Below are 21,775 nucleotides of genomic sequence, written 5' to 3'. Positions count from 1 at the left end.
TTCAAGGACAACTATGATCAATCACACGCGAATCACTGTCGACGACGAGACGCGACGGGTGCTCGACGAACTCAGCGGGCACCTTGCTCAGACACCACCTTGGGCCGGTCAGCTGGCCGATGCCATCCACGCGGAACTTCGGGAGGCGACGCGCACCGCGCTGGCCGGGCCGATCAGGGCGATTGGGCAGCTCGACGCCCAGCTTGCCGCGCTTCAGGTCCGGATCGCGTCGGCGACCGACACGCTGGCGGGATTGACTGGCGCGGCGCAGGCGCTTGACGGCCGCATGGCGGCGCAGAGTGCCGTACTCGACCAGCAGGTTCGGGCGATCGACGAAGCCGGCACCGCGGTGGCCGGGCACACGCAGGCGATCGCGGGGTTGCAGCAGCACGCACAAGCCACCAACGACAAGGTGGACGCGCTGCGTGCCGCCGCCGATATTCATGGAGACCAGCTCGCTGCGCTGATCGACCATTCGCGAAAGCTCGGTGCGGCCACTGACGCGCTGCTCGGCACGCAAGCGGTGCTTCAGGACGTGCAGGCGGCCCAGGCCGCCCAGCGCGATGTGCTGCTGAGCGTGCTGCAACGCGTCGAGCACCTGTCGAAACCCTGGTGGAAGCGTCTGTTCGGCGCGGCGGAGCGCGCGCGATGACGAACCGCAAGGCGATGCTCGAATTACTGGACGATTCCCGTTGGGAAGCGCTCGGCGAGCGCCATGATCCGCGCGAGCCGGCCGGCGAGGCGCCCGGCCTGGTCGAGCGCCTGCATGCATACCGTGGCCAACTGTCGGCGGAGCGCTTCGTGTTGCCGATCGCCGGTATCCAGGGCAGCGGCAAGAGCACGCTGCTGAATGCGCTCGCGTTCGACGAACCCGTGCTGCCGATCGATGCGGACGAAACCACCTGCGTGCCGGTGGAGATTGCGTGGGCGGCCGGCCAGAGTCCGCACGCGCGGGTCTACTTCGCTGACGGCCGCATCGAGACGCTGTCTTGCACCGAGGACGCGCTTCGCTCGGTCGTGCACAACGAGCAGAATCCCGGCAACGTCAAGCAGGTCACGCGTGTCGCGCTCACGTCGAACCGGGAGCTCTTCCGGCACGGGCTGGTACTGGTCGACCTGCCGGGCGTCGGCAGTCTGACGCAGGCCAACCGGGACACCACGCAGCGCTACCTCGCCGAAGCGGTCGGTGTCATCTTCATGCTGCGGACGGTGCCGCCGCTCACGCGCTCCGAAGCCATTTTCGTCAGGCTGCAGTGGGCATCGCTGCGCACGGCGATTTTCGTGCAGAACCGCTGGAACGACGAGTCCGACGACGAGGCGCTGGCCGGACGCGAACATAACGCGAAGGTCTTGGGGCAAATTGCCGGGCAAGCCGGGATTCCGTTCGACGAACCGCCTGCCATTCATGTCGTGAACGGGTTCGACGCACTGCGCGGTACGCTCTGCCGGGACGCCGGACTCGTCGAGTCGTCGGGACTCGCCGCGCTGGACGGCGAACTCGGCCGTTTCGGCGCCGGCTGGGCGGCGCGTGTGGCCGATACCGTCGCGACGGCGCTCGCGGCCGACGCCGAGCGGCTGGCTGCCGCCATCGGCGATCGCCTGGAGGAAACGAAACTGGACCGTAGTGCGCACGCGGCCCGCATGGCCGAAGATGCGCGGCTGCATGTCGAGCGCCTGCAGGCGCTCGACGAGCGCGCAACGCGCATGCGGGACGATGCCGACGCGTTTCGTCGCGCCGTGCGCCAGCAATTGCGCGCATGGGCGAACGACAAGGGCGCGGAACTGCGCAACCGCATGCGGACCAAGATGCGCGCGGGCATCGTCGACGGGCCGCGCCTGTCGCGCGCGCTGAAGGATGAGCAGTCGGATGCAACGGACGACATCTTCAATCAAGTACAGGAAGATGCCCTCGAGATGCAAGAGCGCTTGCGCATGGACCTCGACGGGCTCGATGCGTGGTCCGCCGACATGCCGGATATCACGTTCACCGTCGACAAGGCGGAAGCGAAGCGGTTCGAGAACCTGGCTGCGCGAGCCGGTGCGGCCGCGGGCGGTGTATGGGCCGCAGTGGAAGCGGGCGCGCTGGTCGGCAGTTTGGGCGGCGGGCCGGTTGGCGCCGTGATCGGCGGCGCCGTCGGTGGCCTGCTCGGTGCGATGGCGGGCCAGTGGCTCGGCGGCAAGGCCAGGGAAGGTGTGACTGAACTCCGCGCACGCGCCGTGGAGCCAGAGGTGTTTGCTGCGATCGACCGGTACGTGTCGGAGACGGCCAATGCGCTCAACCGGATCGTCGATGAATTCGTCGAGCATCTCGACGTGCTGCTCGAGCGCTGGCGCGCCGCAAAATCCGCGGCATTCGAGCAGGAGCGGGAGTGCTCGCTTTCGATGATGAACATGTCGGCCGACGAAAAGGGGCGCGCGGCTGACATGCTGGCGGCCGATCTCGATGCGGTCGCCGTGTTGCGCGGCAAACTGGCGGAGGTGCGTGCATGACGGCGCATGCCCATCACTGGATCGACGGCACAGGCGAACTCGTCGATCTGCTTGAGCGTGGCGGCGAAGAGGCACGGGCGAGCGTCGCGCGGCTGCTGCTTGGCCGTCTGACGTTGCCGCAAGCCTACGTGACCGTGGTCGGCGAGACCAGCACCGGCAAGTCGTCGCTGATCAACGCGCTGCTCGGACAGGACGTGCTGCCCGCCAGCGCACGGCCGACGACCGGCGTGGTCACGCATGTCGCGTGCCGCGACGAAGCCGCATCGCGTTATTTCGCGATCTATCGCGACGCCACGCAGGAAGCGATCGACCACGACCGGTTCCGCACGCTGAGCGAGACGCCGGACGGCGATATGTTGCGACTTCAGGTCCGGACAAGACCGAAGGCAGCCGGCAACGTCGGCCTGCACGTGTTCGATACACCCGGCTACAACGCGGTGCTGAGCGAGCATGAGGAAGTGTTGATGAACTTCCTGCCGAACAGCGACGTGATCGTGTTCGTCGTCGGCTATCGCACCGGGTTCGGCCAGACAGACCAGGATCTGCTCGAGGCGATCGCGGCCGCGACCGCTCACGACAGCACGATTCCGCTGGTGCTGGCGATCAACCGTGTACCGGCGGGCTGCGGCGTCGACGACAAGCGGGTCACCGAGATCAGGCGCCTGGTCGAGGACGGGCTCCGGCGGCCGTTCACGCTTCAGCTTGTCGGATCGGCGAACCGGCTGGCGGACGGCGTGCCGATCGCACGGGCGCCGCTTGAGGCCGATGCTCTGTGGGATGAAGTGCGCCGGCACGCGTTCGATTCCACGGTGCTGGAAACCGTGCACGAACGCCTGCAGGCAAGCGTCCTGGCGGTGCTCGACGATGCCGACGCGGCGCTCGAGCGCGAGGAGGCCGGCCTGCTGGCCAGCGCCGAGGAAGCGGACGCGATCGCGCGCGCGCTTGACATCGCGCGTGCCGCGCAGGCCGAGTCGCTGCGCGAAATCGAGCGGACGATGGCGAACCTCGAAACCGCGCTGCCTCATCTGCTGGACTCGCTCGTCGCAGCGTCGCTGCAGCAGGTCGAAGCCGAAGTCCAGGGCGCGGACAAGTGGCTCGGCTATGCCGATTGCGCGGAATGGCTCGCCGGCCATTGCCTGCCATTGGAGGTCCGCCGGATGGGCCGTCAGCTCGAGGCGCACATGGAAGTCGAGATGGTGGCGCTGAACCGTCGACTCGAGGAGATTGCGAACACGGCGGTCGGCGAGCTGGACAAGACCGTGTCGCTACGGCCCGACGATCCGGTGCGACGCTTCACGTTGAACGTGTCGCGCACTATCGCGCAGCGTCTGACCGGCAATGCCGTGAACGCGATGCTGCGGGGGATCGGCGGGGTCGGCGGCGCAGCCGCCGGCGCCGGAAACCTGGCGAAGATGGCGGTCAAGCGGCTTGGCGAGATGTTCGGCCAGCGGTTCGGGCGTGAGGTCTATGACCAGATCGGCCGGATATTCACGAAGCGGATGCTCGAGCGTCTGAACGTCGCGGTGACCGTGCTCGTCGAGATCGGCTCGTTCGTCTATGAGGCCCAGGTCTGGCAGCGCAAGCTGATCGAGCAATGTCGAGAAGCCGTGGGCACCTGGCGAGACGAAATCGCACAGGTGTTGCGCAACCAGCACTTGCCGTCGCTGCGCGCGTCCAACGAGGCGATCGTCAACGAGTTGTACGGCGAATTCGAAGGCAGTCCGGTGGCGGTGCAAGAGCGCCCCGTGCGCCTGGCCGCGGTGCAGCGCACGCGCGAACAGCTGGCGGTCCTGCGTGAGCGGTTGATGCAGACGGCAAATCCCTGAACACGAAAGGAATACATGATGAGCGGTGATTCGATGGATCTGCCGGCCCGCCGGCCGGCAACGGTGCCCGCCGAACGTACCGGCACGCCGACGACCGGCCGCGGCGCGTTTACGGAGCGGCAGGTCGATGCACTGATCGCAGGCGGCACGCAGGCGGCAAGCAATGTGCTTACCATTGTGGCCAACGTGTCCGAAATCGCGAAAATTCGCGCGAACTCGGAGGCGCAGGTCGATCAGATCGAGGCGCGCACACGTCAGGTGCGCGAAGCGTTCCGGGCCGAGGTCGAGCGCCTGTCGGCCGTGCGCGACACGATCGTCACGCGCGGCGATACCGCGGTGAAGCTGATCCGCGAGGTGCTCGCCGGCATTCCGGAATCCGACCAGCAGTCACGTCGGCAAGCGCTGGAGATGCTGACGAAAATGGTCGAAGTGGTCGTCGCGGATTCCGGGGCATCGTCGGTGCCGCGGCCATGATTGCCGATCTTTCCGCGATCGCTGTCGATCTCGTCGAGCTGATCCGTGCGCTGGAGCTCGAGCGTGCGGATCAGCTCGCGCAGACGGTCCGGCGCGATGCGCAGCGCGCGCATTTCGAAGGGCGTCAGCAGACGGTCCACGCGCTGACACTGGCGATCGCGAACGCGAAAATGCAGCGGACCAAGCTGTTCGACGCCGTGGCCACGTTGCCGCCAAGCGAGCAGTCTCGTGCGCGTCACGCGGTCGAAGGCATTTGCCGCGCGTTGTTCGACGAACAAATCGCGTCGATGGTGACGCGCAAGCGGCAGTTGTCGCGGCCGGCCCGGTAGGCGCGTGCGTGGCCGCGACGTGCGCTGTCCGGTCCGGCCGCGCGGTTGAAATGGCGATGGCGGCGCATGATCGTCGTGGTGCGCGCTGCCGGCCCCGCTCGCGCGTCACTGAAAATGATGCACGTACCGCAGCACCATGCGCGCGCCCTGCGGCCGATTGCGCGCATAGACTTCGAAATACGCGTTGAACAGCAGGTGATCCTGCGGCGAGAAGCTGACCATCGCGCCGGGTCCGATTGCGAGCACGGCTTCGCGCGTGCCGGACACGTCCTGCCCGTTCGCCCGCATGTCGGTGGTCTGGCGCAGCCAGTAACCGTTCAGACCCAGCCGCAGCCCGGGCCGCACCTCGTACTCCGTCGCGAAGTTCGCATGAACCGCCTGCCCGGCCTGCGTCGACGTCACGTCGGGCCCGAGCGCCGCGGCCGGCTCGTGATTGGTCGCATTCCACAGATAGTGCAGCCGCCATGACACGGTCCACTTCGGTGTGACCCAGAACGTGGCCGCCCAGTACGGATCGAACGACCAGAAATGGCTGCCGGGATTGATCGCACGCGCCGGATCGTACGCGCCGGTCGGCGCAATGAACTGGAATTCCAGCCGCTGCGCGAAACGCGGCCCGTGCGCGCCCATCACCGGATCGAACTGAATGAACGGGCCGACGAGAAGGTCGCCGAATCCCGGCCGCGAATTCAGCGCGACGTTGCCGATTCCGTCGTTCGTATGCACGGCGGCCACCCACGGCAGGATCACGTCGAGCCCGGGATGCATGCCGCCGAACGTCAGCGGCGACTGATAGACGAGCTGGCTGAGCCCTGCGAACAGGTCGATATCCTGCTTCGGCAACCCGACCTTGTTGCCGGCATTGTCGTTGACGCGGCCGGCCGTGTAGTACTCGAGATACTGCGTGCCGTACCAGCCGGAGCCGGCCGGCGGCATCCCGTCGAGAAAACTCGTCATGCCGAGGTTGACCGACGGCAGGTCGGTTGCCCGGGCCGGCGTGTGACCGGCGACGCCGGCGAACACGAGGCCTGCGATCGCAAGCAGGCGGGAGCCGCGCTTCATCATCACCATCTCCTGGTTGGTTGTTCGTATCACTAAGCAAACAGGTCAGCAAAGATCCGGGTGGTCCGAGATCGCGCGATACTGGCCTGCGTGAAACACGAGCGGCGCGCGCCCGAACATATCGAACTGCTCGATCTCGCCGATGAACAGAAGATGATCGCCGCCTTCGTAATGGCCGACGTTGCGGCACACGAAGCGCGCGCTGGAACCGTCGAGGCACGGCACGCCGCCGGCGTCGGCATCGACATGCGGCACGCCGTCGAACTTGTCGGCGCTCGGCGTCGCGAAGCGGCGCGACAACTCGATCTGGTCGTGCGCGAGGATATTGATCGCGAAGTGCGTGGCTGCGACGAAATCCGGCCGGCTCGGTGCGACCTTGCGCAGGCTCCATAGCACGAGCGGCGGGTCGAGCGACAGCGACGAAAACGAATTCGCGGTGAGGCCGACCTTGCGCCCGTCCTGCGAACGCGTGGTGATCACGGTAACGCCGGTCGGAAACTGTCCGAATGCGGCGCGCAATTGCAGCGGGTCGACTGCGGAGCCGCACGAAGCGAGGGTGTGCATGGCGATTACTCCGGGCGCGCGGCGTGTTCGCGGATCAGCGCGGCGCAGGCTGACGGCTCGAACCACCATGGCGAGAATTCGCGCGGGTCGTCGAAGCCGTTGACGATCTTCGACGCGAGCGACGGCAGACGGGCCGCCGCGCCGAGCAGTTCGAGGATATGCGGCGGCGGCGGCGCGAGCAGCGAGTTGGTCCAGCGCACGACGTGCTGCGCATACGCCCAATAGCGTTCGAACGTGTCGTGCATCCACCGTTCGTCGAACGGCTCGGCCTCGCGCGCGAGAATCGCGTCGCCATACACCTTTGCGCATTTCGCTGCATTGTTCGAGCCCTGCCCGGTGATCGGATCGTTGACGACCACCGCATCGGCCATGCCGAACACGGTGCGCCCCGACGGCAGGCGGAAGAACGGCTTGCGCACGGTCGGCGTGAAGCGGCCGGAGAGCGTGCCGTTCGGATCGGTAAGCTCGACATCGCGGCAGCGTTCGAATTCCCACGGCACGTACTGCTGCAGGAACGACAGGCTGCGGTCCAGATGCTGCTCGGGCGTTTTCACGTCCGCCCAGCAGTCGAGCGGGCCGCCCGGAATGCCTTCGAACACCATGATTTCGCACGGGCCGGTGGTGGTCAGCGCCGGGAACACGAAGTACTCGCCGACACCGGGCAACAGGTTGAAGCGCACACGCGAGTACGGCTGGCTCGGTGTCATGCCTTTCACGTAAGTGAGCGCGAGCGCGCGCTGCGGGCGTTCGAACGCGCTGCGCGCATCGTCGCGGCCGAGCAGGTTGACGATTTCGCCCTTGCCGGCCGCGAGCAGCACGAGATCGTGACTGTGTGCGAGTTCCTCGAGCTCGGGTACGCCGACGTCGCAGATGCGTACGTCCGCGCCGCGACGGACGATCGCATCGAGCCAGTCGGCCATTTTCACGCGCTGATCGACCGACTGCGCATAGCGCGTCAGCCGCGACGACCATTCGATCGCCTTGCGGCCGCCGCCCTCCGGATGCGGCACCACGATGCCGATGCCCTCGACGGACGGGCAGGCTTCTTCCCACGTGTTCAGGCCGAGATCGCGCTCGATCTGCAGCGCGGTATGAAACATGCACTGGCTCGACATGACCTTGCCGGTGCGGATCTGTTCCGCGTCGCGGTTGGTCGCGAGCGTGACGTGATAGCCCTGATCGAGCAGCATGAAGGCGAGTTGCAGGCCGGACTGGCCGGCGCCGACGATGGCGATGCGTTTCATGATGAAATCCTCTGGATAACGAATGAATCTGACCGGACGACGACTCGAACGAAGCGGCCCGAGGCTACTCGGCCAGGCGCGGGATCGCCGGTACCGCCTGTTCGGGGCCCATCGCGGAATAGCCGCCGTCGACCGCGTAGTCGGCGCCCGTCACGAAGCTCGCGGCATCGCTGCACAGGAACGTGACGACCTGCGCGACCTCCGATGGATCGCCGACGCGGCCAAGCAGGTGATACGGTGCGGCCACGCGGTCCGTTTTTGCGCGATCGCCGTGCGTGAGTTCGTCCATCACACGCGACCACGTCCATCCCGGCGACACCGAGTTCACGCGTATCCGGTCGGCGGCGAGATCCATCGCCATGCTGCGCGTGAGCTGGCGCATCGCGGCCTTCGAGGTCGGGTAAAGCCAGCGCCCCGTCTGCGCGCATTGCGCGGAGATCGAACTGAAGTTCACGATCGCGCCGCCGCCGCGTCGCGCAATGTGCGGCTGCACGGCCTTGACCAGCATCGCGGCCGACACGACGTTCACGTCCATCGCAGCGAGCCAGTCGTTGCGCGAGGCCTGGATGCCGTTGTCGACGTAGCTGCAAGCGAGGTTGATGAGCAGGTCGATTGCGCCGAAGCGTTCGGCGACGGCCGACACCGCGCGCTCGATCGCGAGATCGTCGGTGATGTCCGTCGCGATGAACATCGCGCGTTCGCCGAGCGCATCGGCCGCACGCGCGCCGTTCTCCGCATCGAGGTCGAGGATCGCGACGCAGGCGCCGGCGCGGTTCAGGTCCTGCGCGACGGCAGCGCCGATCAGCGTGGCGCCGCCGGTGACGATCGCGACTTTGCCAGCAAGGGCAGTCATGGGGTGTCTCCTGACATGGTTGAACGAAGACGGCACGCGCTCGACGTGCGGCCGCCCTATCCGGCGATCAAGCACTGTCGCGCCAACGCTGCATCAGCGTGTTCGACGGCACGGTTTCGTCGAGCAGCTTGCGCGCCGTCTCGACGCCGGCAACGGGCAATCCGGCCGCGTCGAGCAGGCCGATCTGCACGAGCACGCTCGCCTGGTCCCAGTAGATGTGTTCGTGATACAGCTTGTCGCCGCGGAACTTGACGATCGCGACGAGCGGGATTTCGACGCGCCTGCCGGTCGGCGCAACGCCGGGCAGCATCCAGTCGATCTCAGTCGTATGCGTGAAGCAGAACAGCAGTTCGTCGACGATCTGGCTCGCGCCGATCGTGCGCGAGATCGGCGTGATCGTCGTGTCCGGCGGGTTCGCGTGCACGAAGTGGTGCGTGTAGAAGCGCTTGAGCTCGTCGTAGCCGACGCCGCCCGTCAGCGTCGGAATATGGTTCACGTACGGCTGCGCGACCATCGTGTCCATTGTCGCGTCGACGTTGCGCGTGTCGAATTCGTGCCGCAGGTGCGTTTCCCACAGTGTGGACAGGTCGTAGTGCGGGCCGAGCGCCGAGCGGAACGCGGCGATCGCGCGCTGGTGGGCCATCACCGAGGCCGCCTTGTCGAAGTGATCGCCGCCGGCGCGCGCGAACGCGTGGTCGACGCCCGGGTACACGTACACCTCGACACCATCGCGCCCCGCGAGCGCAGCCGTGATGCGCTGCTGCGCGTCCGGCGGGCAGAAACGGTCCTGCGCGGCGATCTGCAGCACCAGGCGCGCGCGCAGGTGCGCGGCTTCGTCAAGCGCGTGCTCGATGCCGACGCCGTAGTAGCTGACGGCGGCGGCCACGTTCGGCAGCCGGCATGCGGCGAGATATGCGAGCTTGCCGCCGAGGCAGAAACCGAGCACGCCGGCCTTGCCCGTGCATTCCGGCCGTTGCGTCAACACGGCCAGCGCGGCCGCGACGTCGTCGACGCCCTTGTTTTCGTCGTAGTCGCGGTACAGCGCCATCGCTCGCTCGAAATCGGCCGCGGCGTAGCCGAGCTCGACGCCCGGCGCCTGGCGCCAGAACAGGTCGGGCACGAGCACCGTATAACCTTCTTCCGCGTAATAGTCGGCCACGTCGCGCATCGTCGCGTTCGCGCCGAAGATCTCGTGACACAACACAATGCCGGGCCCCGTGCCGCCGGCCGGCGTGCTCAGATAAGCGCGAAACGCGCCGCCGTCCGGCGACGGGATCTCGATGTGTCGTCCTTTCATGTGTCCCTCCATTCTGTTCGTCGCTTGCATGGGCCCAGTATTGGCGGACGAAATCGGCGCTTCTATCCGCTTTCTTCGGCCGGTATCCACGAATTCCGGAAACCTGTCGAGCGGCCGGCCGCGCCCGGGCAGGAACGCCGCGCACTGCGGGTATCTGCGGATGCGGAACGCCTGCACAGTTTTCTACGATGCGCGAACGGTCCGCTTCTTGCGTGAGGCATGCAGGGCTTGCGTAGTGTAACGACGCGGATTGTCCGGAAAGTCCGGACGTTATCCGGATCGTGCGACCGGATTCCCCGGGAGCGGGAATGCGTGCACAGCGCAAGTGCGATCGAGCACGACGGGAGAACTTCGATGGGGCAATTTTCCGGAACCGGCTGGCTGGGCGACGCCGCCTGTTTCAATCGCGACACGCTGCTGCTGCAGTCGAACGATCTCGACGAAGTGCGTGCGCGCGTCGGCGACGTGTTCAAGCCGCATCGACTCGCGTTGACCGGCAATTCGCGCGTGCTGCACAGCCGCATGCATCATGCGCGCTGGGGAAACCTGTCGCTGAACCTGCTCGACTATGGCGGCGAGGTGTCGATCGAACCCGGGCCGCTCGAGCACTTCTATCTGCTGCAGATTCCGCTGCGCGGCGACGCGGAGATCGAATGCGGTGCGGCGCGCTTCGTGTCGTCGCCCGATACTGCGTCGCTGCTGTCGCCGACGCTGGCACTGCGGATGCGGTGGGGCGAAGCGTGCCCGCAAGTGGTTCTGCGCATCGAGCGCGATGTGATGGAGCGGCATGCGCAACGGCATTTCGGTGACGACCGGCGCGCGCCGGTGGAGTTCGAGCCGGAGTTCGGGCTCGCGTCGCCGCAGGGCGCGTGCCTGACGCAAATGCTGCCGGTGCTGACCGACGCAATCGCGACCGACGGGCATCCGCTGCGTCATCCGCTTGCGTTCGAGCAGCTCGAATCGACGCTGCTCAACCTGTTGCTGTACGGCCACCCGAACACCGCCCGCGATCGCACCCGCCCCGCACCCGCGCCGCTCGCGCCGTTCTACGTGCGGCGCGTCGAGGAATACATTCGCGCGCACGTCGACGAGCCGCTGACGATCGAGCGGCTCGCGGAACTCGCGGGCGTCAGCCCGAGCACACTGTTCGCGGGGTTCCGTGCCCGTCACGGCATCACGCCGATGGCGTTCGTGCGTCGGCTGCGGCTGCAGCATGTGCGCGACGAACTGCTCGACGACGCGACACCGGCGCTCGCATCCGTGACGGACATCGCGTTGAAATGGGGCTTCGCGCACCTCGGGCGATTCGCGATCGACTACAAGCGCGCGTTCGGCGAATCGCCGTCGGCGACGCTCAGGATGCGGCGCGTGCGAGGCTGACGAGATCGATTGGCTGGCTCGCCGGCGGTATCGCCGCGTGCGTGACGTCGCGAACGCGTCGGATCGCCACGTCCAAGCGGAAAGCGGAAATGCGATGGCGACCGTTGCGGGTCTGACGCACAACGGCCGAACATGCAACGCGCGGACAGGCCCGGCGGCGTGCCCGCGCGATCACGACGGAAACCGGCTACTGCAGCCGGTGTTCCGCCCCGTGTTTTCAGTAATGCACGACGGTCCGGATCGACTTGCCTTCGTGCATCAGGTCGAATGCTTCATTGATGCCGGTGAGCGGCTTCGTGTGCGTGACGAACGGCGCGAGCTGGATTTTCCCGGCCATTGCATCTTCGACCATCCCCGGCAGCTCGGAGCGGCCCTTCACGCCGCCGAACGCGGTGCCGAGCCAGCGGCGGCCGGTCACGAGCTGGAACGGACGCGTCGAGATTTCCTGGCCGGCGCCCGCGACGCCGATGATGACGGACTGACCCCAGCCGCGATGCGCGCATTCGAGAGCCGCGCGCATCACGTTGACGTTGCCGATGCACTCGAAGCTGTGGTCGACGCCCCAGCCGGTCATGTCGACGATCACTTGCTGGATCGGCTTTGCGTGGTCCTTCGGGTTCACGCAGTCGGTCGCGCCGAACACGCGGGCGAGGTCGAATTTGCCCGGGTTCGTGTCGATCGCGATGATGCGGCCGGCCTTCGCGAGCTTCGCGCCCTGGATCACCGCGAGGCCGATGCCGCCGAGACCGAACACGGCGACCGTGTCGCCTTCCTGCACCTTCGCCGTGTTCTTCACCGCGCCCAGGCCGGTCGTGACGCCGCAGCCGAGCAGGCACACCTGCTCCGGGTTCGCGGCCGGGTTGATCTTCGCGAGCGACACTTCGGCGACGACCGTGTATTCGCTGAACGTCGAGCAGCCCATGTAGTGATAGATCGGCTGGCCGTTGTAGCTGAAGCGCGTGGTGCCGTCGGGCATCACGCCCTTGCCCTGGGTCGCGCGCACCGACACGCACAGGTTGGTCTTGCCGCTCTTGCAGAACAGGCACTCGCCGCATTCGGCGGTGTAGAGCGGAATCACATGGTCGCCGGGCTTCACGCTCGTCACGCCTTCGCCGACTTCGACCACGACGCCGGCGCCTTCGTGGCCGAGCACCGCGGGGAACAGGCCTTCCGGATCGTCGCCCGACAGCGTGAACGCATCGGTATGGCAAACGCCGGTATGCGTGATCTTGACGAGCACTTCGCCCTTGCGGGGCGGTTCGACGTCGATTTCGACGATCTGCAGCGGCTTGCCCGCCTCGAATGCAACTGCGGCACGTGATTTCATGGGGAGTTCCTTTAAAGAATCATCGAATGAAGCGGTACGCCGACGATCGCGCGCCGGTCAGCGCAAGTAGGACCGGACGAGGTTCACGATATCGTCGATCGATTCGGAAGCAGGCCGCGGAGCATCCGCGAGCTGGGTAAATTCCTCGCGCAAATGGCTTTCCAGCACGCCGGCCATCACGCCGTTGATCGCGCCGCGAATCGCAGCCAGCTGCTGAAGCACCGGGCCGCAATCCGCTCCGTCCTCGAGCGCCTGCTCGAGCGCGTTCAGCTGCCCTCGCACACGGCGCACGCGGGTCAGCACGCGCTTCTTTTCTTCGGGGGAATGCGGCATGGAAGTCAGTCGGTTTCGATACTGGGGGGTAGTATAGAACAACGCGATGCCGGCGGTCTACCCGGTGTTGTCCGGGTGCGGCCGGACGGCCGCGGTCAGATCAGCAACGCAAGCGTGCGGAACAGCGCAAGGTCATCCTTCCGCGCCGAGCGCGCGTGCCGCCGGATCACTTGCAGCAGGCAATCGATGAAGCAGCGCGCGGCGTCGCTCAGCGTGCTGCTGCGGCGCGTGACGATTCCGAGTTCGCTCGGTTCGAACGTCTCCTTCAGCGACAGCACGCGCATCCGCTCGCCGAACGGCGGCACCGCTGCGAGGATCGTCGGGCACCACGTGCACATGCCGGCCTGTTCGAGCATCGTCTGCAGCATTGCGACGGACTGTGCGCGCACGATGCGCCGCTCGTCGATGTGCGCGCCGTGCCGCGTGAACAGATAATCGACGAGCGCGGCCTGGCCGTCGGCCGACGAATTCAGCACCCAGTCGCAATCGAGCAGGTCGTGGACCGATTTCGCACGTTCGCGCGGATGGCCGGCCCGCACCATCACCGACGTGTCGTAGCGCAGCAGCGCCTCGAACGCGAACTCCTGCGCGCCGTTGCCCGGCTGCACGTGGCCGAGCGCGAAGTCCATGCTGCCGTCGCGCAGCAGCGGTTGCGCAACGGCCATCAGCGCCTCGTACAGCTCGAGCCGCACGTCGGGCATCCGCTCGCGGAACTGCAGCACGGTTTCCGCGAGAAACGTCATCGTCAGCCACGGCGTGACGCCGACGCTCAGCCGCCCCTCGACGCGCCCGCGCATCCGCTCGAGATCGCTCCGCGCATGCTCGAGCTGCTTGAGCACGAGCTTCGCATGCGTGAGCAGCGTCTTTCCGTAGTCGGTGAAACCGATGCCTTCCGGCGCACGCACCAGCAGCGGCAGGCGCTCGCTGGCCTCCAGCTCGCGCAGCGCGCGCGTGACGGCCGCCTGCGACAGCCCGAGCGAGCGGGCCGCGCCGCGAATGCTCCCGGCCTCCGCGCTCGCGACGAGCGCCTGCAACTGATGCAGCTTGATCGTGGTCATGGTATGCGGTGGTATGAAGAATGGCGACAACGAGCCGTTGTCATCATAACGAAACTGCGGCTGTTCGACGGTATTTTCGCTGCCTACGATCTCGCCACGATCTGCCGCTCCGGCGATCGGCAATCGGCACCTGGCGAGAGGAGTAGCGATATTGGACGGAACACCCATTGCGCCTGAAATGGCGGCCATCGAGACGGAGATGATCGCGCTGCGCCGGCGGTTGCATGAGCATCCGGAACTCGGCTTCGAGGAGCATGCGACGAGCGAGTTGGTCGCCGATTACCTGACAACATGGGGTTATCGCGTTACGCGCGGCCTGGGCGGCACCGGCGTCGTCGGCTCGCTCACGCGCGGTGCCGGAAAGCGGCTCGGGCTGCGCGCCGACATGGATGCGCTGCCGATCCGCGAGACCACCGGGTTGCCGCATGCAAGCCGGCGCGACGGCGTGATGCACGCATGCGGTCACGACGGTCACACGGCAATGCTGCTAGCGGCGGCCCGTTGCCTTGCGGAGCGCGAGCGCTTCAGCGGCACGCTGAACCTGATTTTCCAGCCCGCCGAGGAAGGGCTCGGCGGCGCGAAGCGGATGCTCGACGACGGGCTGTTCACGCAATTCCCGTGCGATGCCGTATTCGCGATGCACAACGTGCCGGGGCTGCCGGCCGGCGTGCTCGGCTTCTGCGACGGGCCGGCGATGGCGTCGGCCGACGAAGTTCGCGTGCGCGTCATCGGGCGCGGCGGCCACGGCGCGGCGCCGCATACGACGATCGATCCGGTGGTCGTGTGCGCGTCGATCGTGATGGCGCTGCAAACGGTCGTGTCGCGCAACGTGAATCCGCAGGAGCTCGCGATCGTGTCGACCGGCTCGATCCACGCAGGCACTGCATCGAACGTGATTCCGACGCATGCGGATCTCGAGCTGAGTGTGCGCGCGCTGTCGCCCGACGTGCGCGCGCTGCTCGAACGGCGCATTCGCGCGATCGTGCATGGCCAGGCCGAAAGCTATGGCGCGACGGCCGAGATCGACTATCGCCATGGGTATCCGGTGCTGGTGAACCACGCGGCGGAGACGGCATTCGCGCGTGACGTGGCCCGGGAATGGGGCGGCGACGCTGCACTGATTCCACATTTGCGGCCGATCGCGGCGAGCGAGGATTTCGCGTTCATGCTCGACGCGTGCCCGGGCAGCTACCTGTCGATCGGCAACGGCGAGGGCGCGGCCGGCTGCGGGTTGCACAACCCGGGCTACGACTTCAACGACGCGTGTCTCGCGACGGGCGCGAGTTACTGGATCGCGCTCGCGGAGCGCTATCTCGCGTGAGCCGGTGGACGCACGCACGGATTCGATTCATCTTCAACGACGGAAACAAGGAGACGGCAATGAAACAGTGGATGGCGGCGCTTGCGGTAGCGCTGACGGCAACGACGATCGCAGGGGCCGCGCACGCGGGCGACTGGACGGGCAGGGAGATCCGGCTCGCGGTCGATCCCACCTACCCGCCGCTCGAATACAAGCAGCCTGACGGCACGCTGACCGGCTTCGGGGTCGACATCACGAATGCGCTGTGCGCGGAACTGCATGCACGCTGCGTGTGGGTCGAGTCGAGCTTCGACGGGATGATTCCCGGGCTGCTCGCGCGCAAGTTCGACGTGATCGCGTCGTCGATGACGATCACGCCGAAGCGGATGCAGCAGATCGCGTTCACGAACCGGATCTCGAATGCGCCGGCGCGGCTGATCGCACGCAAGGGGTCGCCGTTGCTGCCGACGGCCGCGTCGCTGAAGGGCAAGCGGGTGGGCGTCGAGCAGGGCTCCGCACAGGCCGACTATGCGATCGCGAACTGGCAGCCGGCCGGCGTGCAGATCGAGTCGTACCAGAATCAGGACCAGGTGTACGCCGATCTCGTGACAGGGCGCCTCGATGCGGCATTCCAGGCGTCGATCGCGGCGAGCGACGGTTTCCTGAAGAAGCCGCAGGGCAAGGACTTCATGTTCGTCGGCGCGGCGATCGACGATGCGAAGTATTTCGGGCAAGGCGACGGCCTCGGGTTGCGCAAGCAGGACACCGAGCTGCGCGACGCGTTCAACCGCGCGCTGGCGACGATCCTCGCGAACGGCACGTATCAGCGGATCAACCGCAAGTACTTCGACTTCGACATTTACGGCGCGAAGTAAGCATCGCAGCAGCACGCCGCTTCGAGCGGCCGGACACTCATATCAATAAGGAAAGCGAATGAACTGGAGACTGTTTTTCGTCGCGATGCCGGCGTTGTGCGCGGCACCCGCATTTGCGCAAGGCAGCGTTACGCTGTACGGGCTCGTCGATGCGGGCATCGACTATACGAACAACGTCGGCGGCCACAGTGCGTGGCAGATGGCGAGCGGGTTCGCGCAAGGCAGCCGCTGGGGGCTGAAGGGCACCGAGGATCTCGGCGGCGGCTACAGCGCGCTGTTCCAGATCGAGAACGGCTTCAACCTGAACAGCGGCACGCTCGCGCAGGGCGGCCGCATGTTCGGGCGGCAAGCTTACGTCGGCGTCGGCAGCACGCGCTTCGGCACGCTGACACTCGGCCGCCAATACGACTCGGTCGTCGACTATCTCGCGCCGACGACCGCGAACGGCAGCTGGGGCACCTATCCGTTCTCGCATCCGCTCGACAATGACAACACCGGCAACACGTTCCGCGTGAACAACACGGTAAAGTATGCGAGCCCGGACGTTGGCGGCTTCTCGTTCGGCGGTACGTACAGCTTCAGCAATGACACCGGGTTCGCGAACAACCGGCAGTGGAGCGTCGGCGCGCAGTACGAGCACGGCGGGCTGCTCGTCGGCGCGGCGTTCCTGAATGCGGACAACGCGGGTGCGACGCCCGGCGGCGCGATCGCGGGCTCGGGGTCGGTCGGCGCGGATGCGAATTTCGCGGCTGCGCGGCAGCGGATCTTCGGCGCGGGCGTCAACTACACGGCCGGCCCCGCGACGGTTGGGCTTGCGTATACGAACAGCAACGTCACGCGGCCGACCGCGAACGTCGGCTATCTGTTCGGTGACGAAACGATCCAACCGGTCGCGGGGCCGCTCGCCGGCGGCACGGTCACGGCGATCAAGTACCAGAACTTCGAAGTGAACGGGAAATACCAGTTCACGCCGGCGTTTTTCGTCGGCGCGCAGTATGTGTACACGACGGTGCACTACGATGCGACCACGGGCAGCGCGAAGCCGAAGATCCATTCGGTCGGGCTGATGGCCGACTACAACCTGTCGAAGCGCACCGACGTTTACGTGATGGGCGCGTACCAGCGGATCGCAGGCGACGCAACCGGTTCTTCGCTGGATCAGGCGTATATCCCGGGTGCGGCCGACCTGTCATCGACGTCGAAGCAGTTGATGGTGCACGCGGGCATCCGGCACAAGTTCTGACCGGATGGACGAACCGGACGGCGCCGGGCGGCAGGAGTCGCCATGGTGCCGCCCGGACGCATCGTGAATTGCCGGTGAGCGTCGCCGCGATTCGACGATCGCGGCGTCGATGTCGCCACATTGCGCCGCGCAAGCGGATGACCCGAACGCTCCGCCGACCGCCGGCCGCCTGCAGAACCGGCCGCGCGCGGCCGCCTTTCGCCGCGCGGCCATATCCGCTAACCGCGTACCCCGACCCGATACCGCGTCGTCTGCCGATAGGTGGCGCCGGGTTGAAGAATGGTTTCGCCGCGCAACGCGTCCATGTTCACCTGATTCGGAAAGAACCCGGCCTCGACGCACAGCGCCGCGTGCCGCGCGCAGGTCACACCGCCGCTCACGCGCACGCCATCCAGATAGTTGCCCGTATAGAGCTGTAGCCCGCGTTGATCGGTCGACACGGTGAGCTCCCGGCCGCTCTCCGGATCGTAGATCGACGCGACGGCCCGCACGCCGTGTCCGGGTTCGCGCAGCACATAGCAATGGTCGAAGCCGCGTCCGCGTGCGAGCTGAGCATGCGGCCAGTCGAGGCGGGCGCCGATCGGTGCGCTCTGCCGGAAATCGAATGCGGTGCCGGTCACGTCGGCGGTGCCGGTCGGAATCAGCGCGTCGTCGACTTCGACGAACGCATCGGCGTCGATTTGCAACAAGTGGCCGCGCACGTCGCTGCCCGGGCGTCCGCTCAGGTTGAAGTAGCTGTGATTGGTCAGGTTCAGCGGCGTCGGCGCATCGGTGACGCCCGCGTAGTCGATTGTCAGCGTGCCGTCGTCGTCGAGCGTGTAACGCACCTGCACGCTGACGTTGCCGGGGAATCCCGCGTCGCCTTCCGGCGAATCCAGCCGCAGCGTCAAGCCGCCGCGATCGTCGATCACGTCCCAGCGCGCGCGATGAAAGCCGCTTGCGCCGCCGTGCAGCAGGTTGCCGTTCTCGTTGCGGTCGAGCGGATAGTCGACGCCGTCTAGCGTGAAGCGCGCACCGGCAATCCGGTTCGCCCAGCGGCCGACCGTTGCGCCGAGGTACGCGCCCGATTCCGCGTACTCGGCCGGCGTGTCGTGTGCCAGCACGATATCGGCAACGCGCCCGCTGCGGTCGGGGGCAAGCCACGACACGACGGTCGCGCCCAGGTCGCTGACGACGACGCGCATCCCGTGCGCGTTGCGCAGCGTATAGCGCCGGACCGGGTCGCCGCCGGGCAGCGCGCCCCACGGCTCGGATGGAATGCGGCCGACGTCGGACGCCGGGCGGGAAGAATCGGTATCGATACGCATGAGTGGGTTCGCTCGTGGGCGGTGAATTCAATGGGCGGGCGCGGTGCGCTCCTGGTATTCGCGCGGCGTGCAGCCGAGTTCGCGGCGGAACACCGCATACATGTACTGCAACGACGTGAAGCCGCAGCGGATCGCGACTTCCGCGCTCGACACATGGCGGCTCGCGAGCATCGCCTGCGCGGCCTCGAGCTTGTGACGCAGGATTTCCTGGTGCACCGTGCGCTGCAACTCGCGCCGGAAGTGATCTTCGAGGAGCGAGCGCGACACGCCGACATAGTCGGCCACCTGTTCGGTCTTGATCCCCTGGCACGCGTACTGGCGGATGAAGTGCCGGGCGCGCATCACGTGCGGGCTCGCGAGCGGCTGATGGCGCGTCGATTCGAGCACGTTGATCCCGACCGGCGGCACGAGGATCCGCTGCCCTGGAAAGCGCGCGCCGCGCAGCATCCGGTGCAGCAGGTGCGCGGCGGTGCGGCCCATTTCCTCGGTGCCCTGGATCACCGACGACAGCGGAATGCGCGTGAGCGTGCGGGTGAGCGGATCGTTGTCGATGCCGATGATCGCAACCTGCTCGGGCACCGCGATGCCGGCGATCAGGCACGCCTGCAGCAGATGCCGCGCGCGTGCGTCGGTGACCGCGATCACGCCGACCGGCTTCGGCAGCGCATGGAGCCAGCCGATCAGCTGCTCGATCGCGTGATTCCACCCCGACGCGCTGGTCGACAGCCCGCGATAGATCGGCGCTTCGACGCCGTCGGCGCGCGCGAGCCGGTCGAATGCGAGCTCGCGCTGCTGCGCCCAGCGGTTTTCCTGCGCGACCGGCAGGCTGTACATCGCGAAGTGTGCGAGGCCCGCACCGATCAGATGCGTATACGCGAGCGACACGAGCTTCGGGTTGTCCGTCGCAATATATGGGACGCCTTCCGGATACTGCGCCGGATCCTCGTAGGACGAACCGACCGCGACGATCGGCAGCGGCGAGCCGGCGAGCGCGTCGGCAACGGCCGGATCGTCGAAGTCCGCGATGATGCCGTCGCCGTCGAAACGCTCGATGCCGGCGAGCCGGCAGCGGAAGTCGTCCTCGAGGAACAGATCCCACACGACGCGGGTGGTGTGCAGATACTGGCCGATGCCGGCAATGATCTCGCGATCGTAGACCTTGTTCGCGTTGAACAGCAGCGCGATGCGGTGCGGTGTCGGGGCGGAAGGCGTGCGGGTCATGTCAGTGTCGGGGCGTGCGCCGCTCGGGCGTCGTGCCGTTGTCTCCGGGGGCGCGCTCGCCGGGCGGCGCGCGATCGTCAGGTGTCCGGCGATTGTAGGACGGAACGTGCGGCGCGCGCGCGCGGCTGGCAAGAAACATTACGCGCGCTGCGCAATTTCGCAATTGCCGGCCGGCGGGGGCGCGGGCACGATCCAGCCAACCGAATCAGACCGCGTGCGTCGTCGCGACGCGCGTTGCGCTGCAACAAGACACTGCACGGAGACGCCATGTCGTATTTCGAACACATTCCCCCCATTCGTTACGAAGGTCCGCAGTCGGACAACCCGCTCGCTTACCACTACTACGACCCCGAGAAGCGCGTGCTCGGCAAGACGCTCGCCGAGCATCTGCGGATCGCGGTCTGCTACTGGCACACGTTCGTGTGGCCGGGCCATGACATCTTCGGGCAGGGCGCGTTCCAACGCCCGTGGCAGCAACCGGGCGACGCACTCGAACGCGCGCGGATGAAGGCAGACGCCGCGTTCGAATTCTTCACGAAGCTCGGCACGCCGTTCTACACGTTCCACGACACCGACGTGGCGCCGGAGGGCGACAGCCTGCGCGAGTACACGGCGAATTTCGCTCGGATGGTCGACTATCTCGGCGAACGCCAGCAGGCGAGCGGCGTGCGGCTGTTGTGGGGCACCGCGAACCTGTTCTCGCATCCGCGCTTCGCGGCCGGCGCCGCGACGAACCCGAACCCCGACGTGTTCGCGTGGGCCGCGACGCAGGTACGTCACGCGCTCGACGCGACGCACCGGCTCGGCGGCGAGAACTACGTGCTGTGGGGCGGCCGGGAAGGATACGAGACGCTGCTCAATACCGACCTGAAGCGCGAGCGCGAGCAGTTCGCGCGCTTCCTGTCGATGGTCGTCGAGCACAAGCACCGGATCGGCTTCAACGGCGCGCTGCTGATCGAGCCGAAGCCGCAGGAACCGACCAAGCACCAGTACGACTACGACGTGGCGACCGTGCACGGTTTCCTCGTGCAATACGGACTGCAGGACGAGATTCGCGTGAACATCGAGGCGAACCATGCGACGCTCGCCGGCCATTCGTTCCATCACGAGATCGCCAATGCGTTCGCGCTCGGCGTGTTCGGCAGCGTCGACGCGAACCGCGGCGATCCGCAGAACGGCTGGGACACCGACCAGTTCCCGAACAGCGTCGAGGAGCTCACGCTCGCGTTCTACGAGATCCTGCGCCACGGCGGCTTCACGACCGGCGGGATGAACTTCGACGCGAAGGTGCGGCGTCAGAGCGTCGATCCGGAGGATCTGTTCTACGGCCACGTCGGCGCGATCGACGTGCTCGCGCTCGCGCTTGAACGCGCGGCGGTGCTGGTCGAAAACGATCGGCTCGACGCGTTGCGGCGCCAGCGTTACGCGCAATGGGACGATGCATTCGGCCGCAAGATTCTGTCGGGGGGCTATACGCTGGAATCGCTCGCCGACGATGCGCTCGCTCGCGGCGTCGATCCGCGGCACGTGAGCGGCGCGCAGGAGCGGCTCGAGAACATCGTGAACCAGGCGATCTACGGGCTGCGCTGACA

The 21,775-nt window shown here is 66.9% G+C and carries 20 protein-coding genes; 10 read left to right on the top strand and 10 right to left on the bottom strand.

Features of this window, described 5'->3' with window-relative positions:
• Positions 1-13 precede the first annotated feature (13 nt).
• Genes KDW55_RS10855 through KDW55_RS10835 form a run of 5 tightly spaced genes read left to right on the top strand, consistent with a single transcriptional unit; the run spans position 14 to position 5,119 of the window.
• Positions 14-652: a hypothetical protein gene (locus KDW55_RS10855; protein ID WP_038571830.1), complete on the top strand. Its 639-nt coding sequence runs from the start codon at positions 14-16 to the stop codon at positions 650-652.
• Positions 649-2,490: a dynamin family protein gene (locus KDW55_RS10850; RefSeq protein ID WP_212160683.1), complete on the top strand. Its 1,842-nt coding sequence runs from the start codon at positions 649-651 to the stop codon at positions 2,488-2,490. The genes KDW55_RS10855 and KDW55_RS10850 overlap by 4 nt, the downstream gene beginning before the upstream one ends.
• Entirely contained in the window at positions 2,487-4,316 is a 1,830-nt protein-coding gene (locus tag KDW55_RS10845; protein WP_212160685.1) for a dynamin family protein, read from the top strand. The genes KDW55_RS10850 and KDW55_RS10845 overlap by 4 nt, the downstream gene beginning before the upstream one ends.
• A gap of 15 nt (positions 4,317-4,331) precedes the next feature.
• Positions 4,332-4,790: a hypothetical protein gene (locus KDW55_RS10840; RefSeq protein WP_069242369.1), complete on the top strand. Its 459-nt coding sequence runs from the start codon at positions 4,332-4,334 to the stop codon at positions 4,788-4,790.
• Positions 4,787-5,119, top strand: coding sequence for a hypothetical protein (locus tag KDW55_RS10835; protein WP_059545573.1), 333 nt, complete (start codon positions 4,787-4,789; stop codon positions 5,117-5,119). The genes KDW55_RS10840 and KDW55_RS10835 overlap by 4 nt, the downstream gene beginning before the upstream one ends.
• Positions 5,120-5,224: 105 nt before the next feature.
• On the opposite strand, the gene KDW55_RS10830 is transcribed toward KDW55_RS10835, so the two are convergent.
• From KDW55_RS10830 to KDW55_RS10810, 5 genes are all read right to left on the bottom strand, one after another.
• On the bottom strand, positions 5,225-6,184 hold the full coding sequence (locus tag KDW55_RS10830) for a transporter (RefSeq protein ID WP_069242480.1): 960 nt from the start codon (positions 6,182-6,184) through the stop codon (positions 5,225-5,227).
• A gap of 42 nt (positions 6,185-6,226) precedes the next feature.
• Entirely contained in the window at positions 6,227-6,745 is a 519-nt protein-coding gene (locus tag KDW55_RS10825; protein WP_038571852.1) for a flavin reductase family protein, read from the bottom strand.
• Between the two features lie 5 nt (positions 6,746-6,750).
• A complete protein-coding gene (locus KDW55_RS10820) occupies positions 6,751-7,989 on the bottom strand; it encodes a styrene monooxygenase/indole monooxygenase family protein (RefSeq protein WP_209825906.1) in 1,239 nt (412 codons plus the stop codon).
• A 64-nt stretch (positions 7,990-8,053) separates the two neighbouring features.
• On the bottom strand, positions 8,054-8,842 hold the full coding sequence (locus KDW55_RS10815; protein WP_038571858.1) for an SDR family oxidoreductase: 789 nt from the start codon (positions 8,840-8,842) through the stop codon (positions 8,054-8,056).
• A gap of 67 nt (positions 8,843-8,909) precedes the next feature.
• The gene (locus KDW55_RS10810; protein ID WP_212197953.1) at positions 8,910-10,139 is read right to left on the bottom strand and encodes a dienelactone hydrolase family protein; all 1,230 of its coding nucleotides are present in this window, start codon (positions 10,137-10,139) and stop codon (positions 8,910-8,912) included.
• Between the two features lie 354 nt (positions 10,140-10,493).
• Here KDW55_RS10810 and KDW55_RS10805 point away from each other — a divergent pair, with 354 nt between their 5' ends.
• Positions 10,494-11,519 carry an AraC family transcriptional regulator gene (locus KDW55_RS10805; RefSeq protein WP_038571861.1) on the top strand — a complete coding sequence of 342 codons (1,026 nt, stop codon included), beginning with the start codon at positions 10,494-10,496 and terminating at the stop codon, positions 11,517-11,519.
• A gap of 217 nt (positions 11,520-11,736) precedes the next feature.
• On the opposite strand, the gene KDW55_RS10800 is transcribed toward KDW55_RS10805, so the two are convergent.
• From KDW55_RS10800 to KDW55_RS10790, 3 genes are all read right to left on the bottom strand, one after another.
• Complete coding sequence (locus KDW55_RS10800) at positions 11,737-12,846, bottom strand: S-(hydroxymethyl)glutathione dehydrogenase/class III alcohol dehydrogenase (RefSeq protein ID WP_038571864.1); 1,110 nt, start codon at positions 12,844-12,846, stop codon at positions 11,737-11,739.
• Between the two features lie 57 nt (positions 12,847-12,903).
• Positions 12,904-13,179, bottom strand: coding sequence for a formaldehyde-responsive transcriptional repressor FrmR (frmR, locus tag KDW55_RS10795; RefSeq protein WP_038571867.1), 276 nt, complete (start codon positions 13,177-13,179; stop codon positions 12,904-12,906).
• A 95-nt stretch (positions 13,180-13,274) separates the two neighbouring features.
• Positions 13,275-14,237 carry a LysR substrate-binding domain-containing protein gene (locus tag KDW55_RS10790; RefSeq protein WP_212197952.1) on the bottom strand — a complete coding sequence of 321 codons (963 nt, stop codon included), beginning with the start codon at positions 14,235-14,237 and terminating at the stop codon, positions 13,275-13,277.
• 199 nt (positions 14,238-14,436) lie between these two features.
• Between KDW55_RS10790 and KDW55_RS10785 the strand changes: the two genes are divergently transcribed.
• Genes KDW55_RS10785 through KDW55_RS10775 form a run of 3 tightly spaced genes read left to right on the top strand, consistent with a single transcriptional unit; the run spans position 14,437 to position 17,655 of the window.
• Positions 14,437-15,558 (top strand): M20 aminoacylase family protein, encoded by a 1,122-nt coding sequence (locus tag KDW55_RS10785; RefSeq protein ID WP_212197960.1) that lies wholly within the window; start codon positions 14,437-14,439, stop codon positions 15,556-15,558.
• A gap of 59 nt (positions 15,559-15,617) precedes the next feature.
• Positions 15,618-16,412, top strand: a complete 795-nt coding sequence (locus KDW55_RS10780) for an ABC transporter substrate-binding protein (RefSeq protein ID WP_038571873.1) — start codon at positions 15,618-15,620, stop codon at positions 16,410-16,412.
• A gap of 58 nt (positions 16,413-16,470) precedes the next feature.
• The gene (locus KDW55_RS10775; protein ID WP_212149182.1) at positions 16,471-17,655 is read left to right on the top strand and encodes a porin; all 1,185 of its coding nucleotides are present in this window, start codon (positions 16,471-16,473) and stop codon (positions 17,653-17,655) included.
• 218 nt (positions 17,656-17,873) lie between these two features.
• On the opposite strand, the gene KDW55_RS10770 is transcribed toward KDW55_RS10775, so the two are convergent.
• Together KDW55_RS10770 and KDW55_RS10765 are read right to left on the bottom strand one after the other, a co-directional pair.
• Positions 17,874-18,962: an aldose epimerase family protein gene (locus KDW55_RS10770; protein ID WP_038571878.1), complete on the bottom strand. Its 1,089-nt coding sequence runs from the start codon at positions 18,960-18,962 to the stop codon at positions 17,874-17,876.
• A gap of 27 nt (positions 18,963-18,989) precedes the next feature.
• The gene (locus KDW55_RS10765; protein ID WP_059545559.1) at positions 18,990-20,183 is read right to left on the bottom strand and encodes a DNA-binding transcriptional regulator; all 1,194 of its coding nucleotides are present in this window, start codon (positions 20,181-20,183) and stop codon (positions 18,990-18,992) included.
• Positions 20,184-20,450: 267 nt separating this feature from the next.
• On the opposite strand from KDW55_RS10765, the gene xylA reads away from it, so the two are divergent.
• Positions 20,451-21,773 carry a xylose isomerase gene (gene xylA / locus KDW55_RS10760; RefSeq protein WP_038571880.1) on the top strand — a complete coding sequence of 441 codons (1,323 nt, stop codon included), beginning with the start codon at positions 20,451-20,453 and terminating at the stop codon, positions 21,771-21,773.
• Positions 21,774-21,775: the final 2 nt, after the last annotated feature.

This window comes from Burkholderia sp. AU19243, assembly GCF_018148075.1.
Classification (GTDB): Bacteria; Pseudomonadota; Gammaproteobacteria; order Burkholderiales; family Burkholderiaceae; genus Burkholderia; species Burkholderia latens_A.
Note: the sequence above shows the minus strand (reverse complement) of the source record. Positions and strands in the feature narration are given on the sequence as shown.

What these genes read in the sequence shown, in the direction of transcription:
- KDW55_RS10855 (WP_038571830.1), top strand. Translation starts at nt 14, where the DNA reads ATGATCAATCACACGCGAATCACTGTCGACGACGAGACGCGACGGGTG.
- KDW55_RS10850 (WP_212160683.1), top strand. Translation starts at nt 649, where the DNA reads ATGACGAACCGCAAGGCGATGCTCGAATTACTGGACGATTCCCGTTGG.
- KDW55_RS10845 (WP_212160685.1), top strand. Translation starts at nt 2,487, where the DNA reads ATGACGGCGCATGCCCATCACTGGATCGACGGCACAGGCGAACTCGTC.
- KDW55_RS10840 (WP_069242369.1), top strand. Translation starts at nt 4,332, where the DNA reads ATGATGAGCGGTGATTCGATGGATCTGCCGGCCCGCCGGCCGGCAACG.
- KDW55_RS10835 (WP_059545573.1), top strand. Translation starts at nt 4,787, where the DNA reads ATGATTGCCGATCTTTCCGCGATCGCTGTCGATCTCGTCGAGCTGATC.
- KDW55_RS10830 (WP_069242480.1), bottom strand. Translation starts at nt 6,184, where the DNA reads ATGATGAAGCGCGGCTCCCGCCTGCTTGCGATCGCAGGCCTCGTGTTC.
- KDW55_RS10825 (WP_038571852.1), bottom strand. Translation starts at nt 6,745, where the DNA reads ATGCACACCCTCGCTTCGTGCGGCTCCGCAGTCGACCCGCTGCAATTG.
- KDW55_RS10820 (WP_209825906.1), bottom strand. Translation starts at nt 7,989, where the DNA reads ATGAAACGCATCGCCATCGTCGGCGCCGGCCAGTCCGGCCTGCAACTC.
- KDW55_RS10815 (WP_038571858.1), bottom strand. Translation starts at nt 8,842, where the DNA reads ATGACTGCCCTTGCTGGCAAAGTCGCGATCGTCACCGGCGGCGCCACG.
- KDW55_RS10810 (WP_212197953.1), bottom strand. Translation starts at nt 10,139, where the DNA reads ATGAAAGGACGACACATCGAGATCCCGTCGCCGGACGGCGGCGCGTTT.
- KDW55_RS10805 (WP_038571861.1), top strand. Translation starts at nt 10,494, where the DNA reads ATGGGGCAATTTTCCGGAACCGGCTGGCTGGGCGACGCCGCCTGTTTC.
- KDW55_RS10800 (WP_038571864.1), bottom strand. Translation starts at nt 12,846, where the DNA reads ATGAAATCACGTGCCGCAGTTGCATTCGAGGCGGGCAAGCCGCTGCAG.
- frmR (WP_038571867.1), bottom strand. Translation starts at nt 13,179, where the DNA reads ATGCCGCATTCCCCCGAAGAAAAGAAGCGCGTGCTGACCCGCGTGCGC.
- KDW55_RS10790 (WP_212197952.1), bottom strand. Translation starts at nt 14,237, where the DNA reads ATGACCACGATCAAGCTGCATCAGTTGCAGGCGCTCGTCGCGAGCGCG.
- KDW55_RS10785 (WP_212197960.1), top strand. Translation starts at nt 14,437, where the DNA reads ATGATCGCGCTGCGCCGGCGGTTGCATGAGCATCCGGAACTCGGCTTC.
- KDW55_RS10780 (WP_038571873.1), top strand. Translation starts at nt 15,618, where the DNA reads ATGAAACAGTGGATGGCGGCGCTTGCGGTAGCGCTGACGGCAACGACG.
- KDW55_RS10775 (WP_212149182.1), top strand. Translation starts at nt 16,471, where the DNA reads ATGAACTGGAGACTGTTTTTCGTCGCGATGCCGGCGTTGTGCGCGGCA.
- KDW55_RS10770 (WP_038571878.1), bottom strand. Translation starts at nt 18,962, where the DNA reads ATGCGTATCGATACCGATTCTTCCCGCCCGGCGTCCGACGTCGGCCGC.
- KDW55_RS10765 (WP_059545559.1), bottom strand. Translation starts at nt 20,183, where the DNA reads ATGACCCGCACGCCTTCCGCCCCGACACCGCACCGCATCGCGCTGCTG.
- xylA (WP_038571880.1), top strand. Translation starts at nt 20,451, where the DNA reads ATGTCGTATTTCGAACACATTCCCCCCATTCGTTACGAAGGTCCGCAG.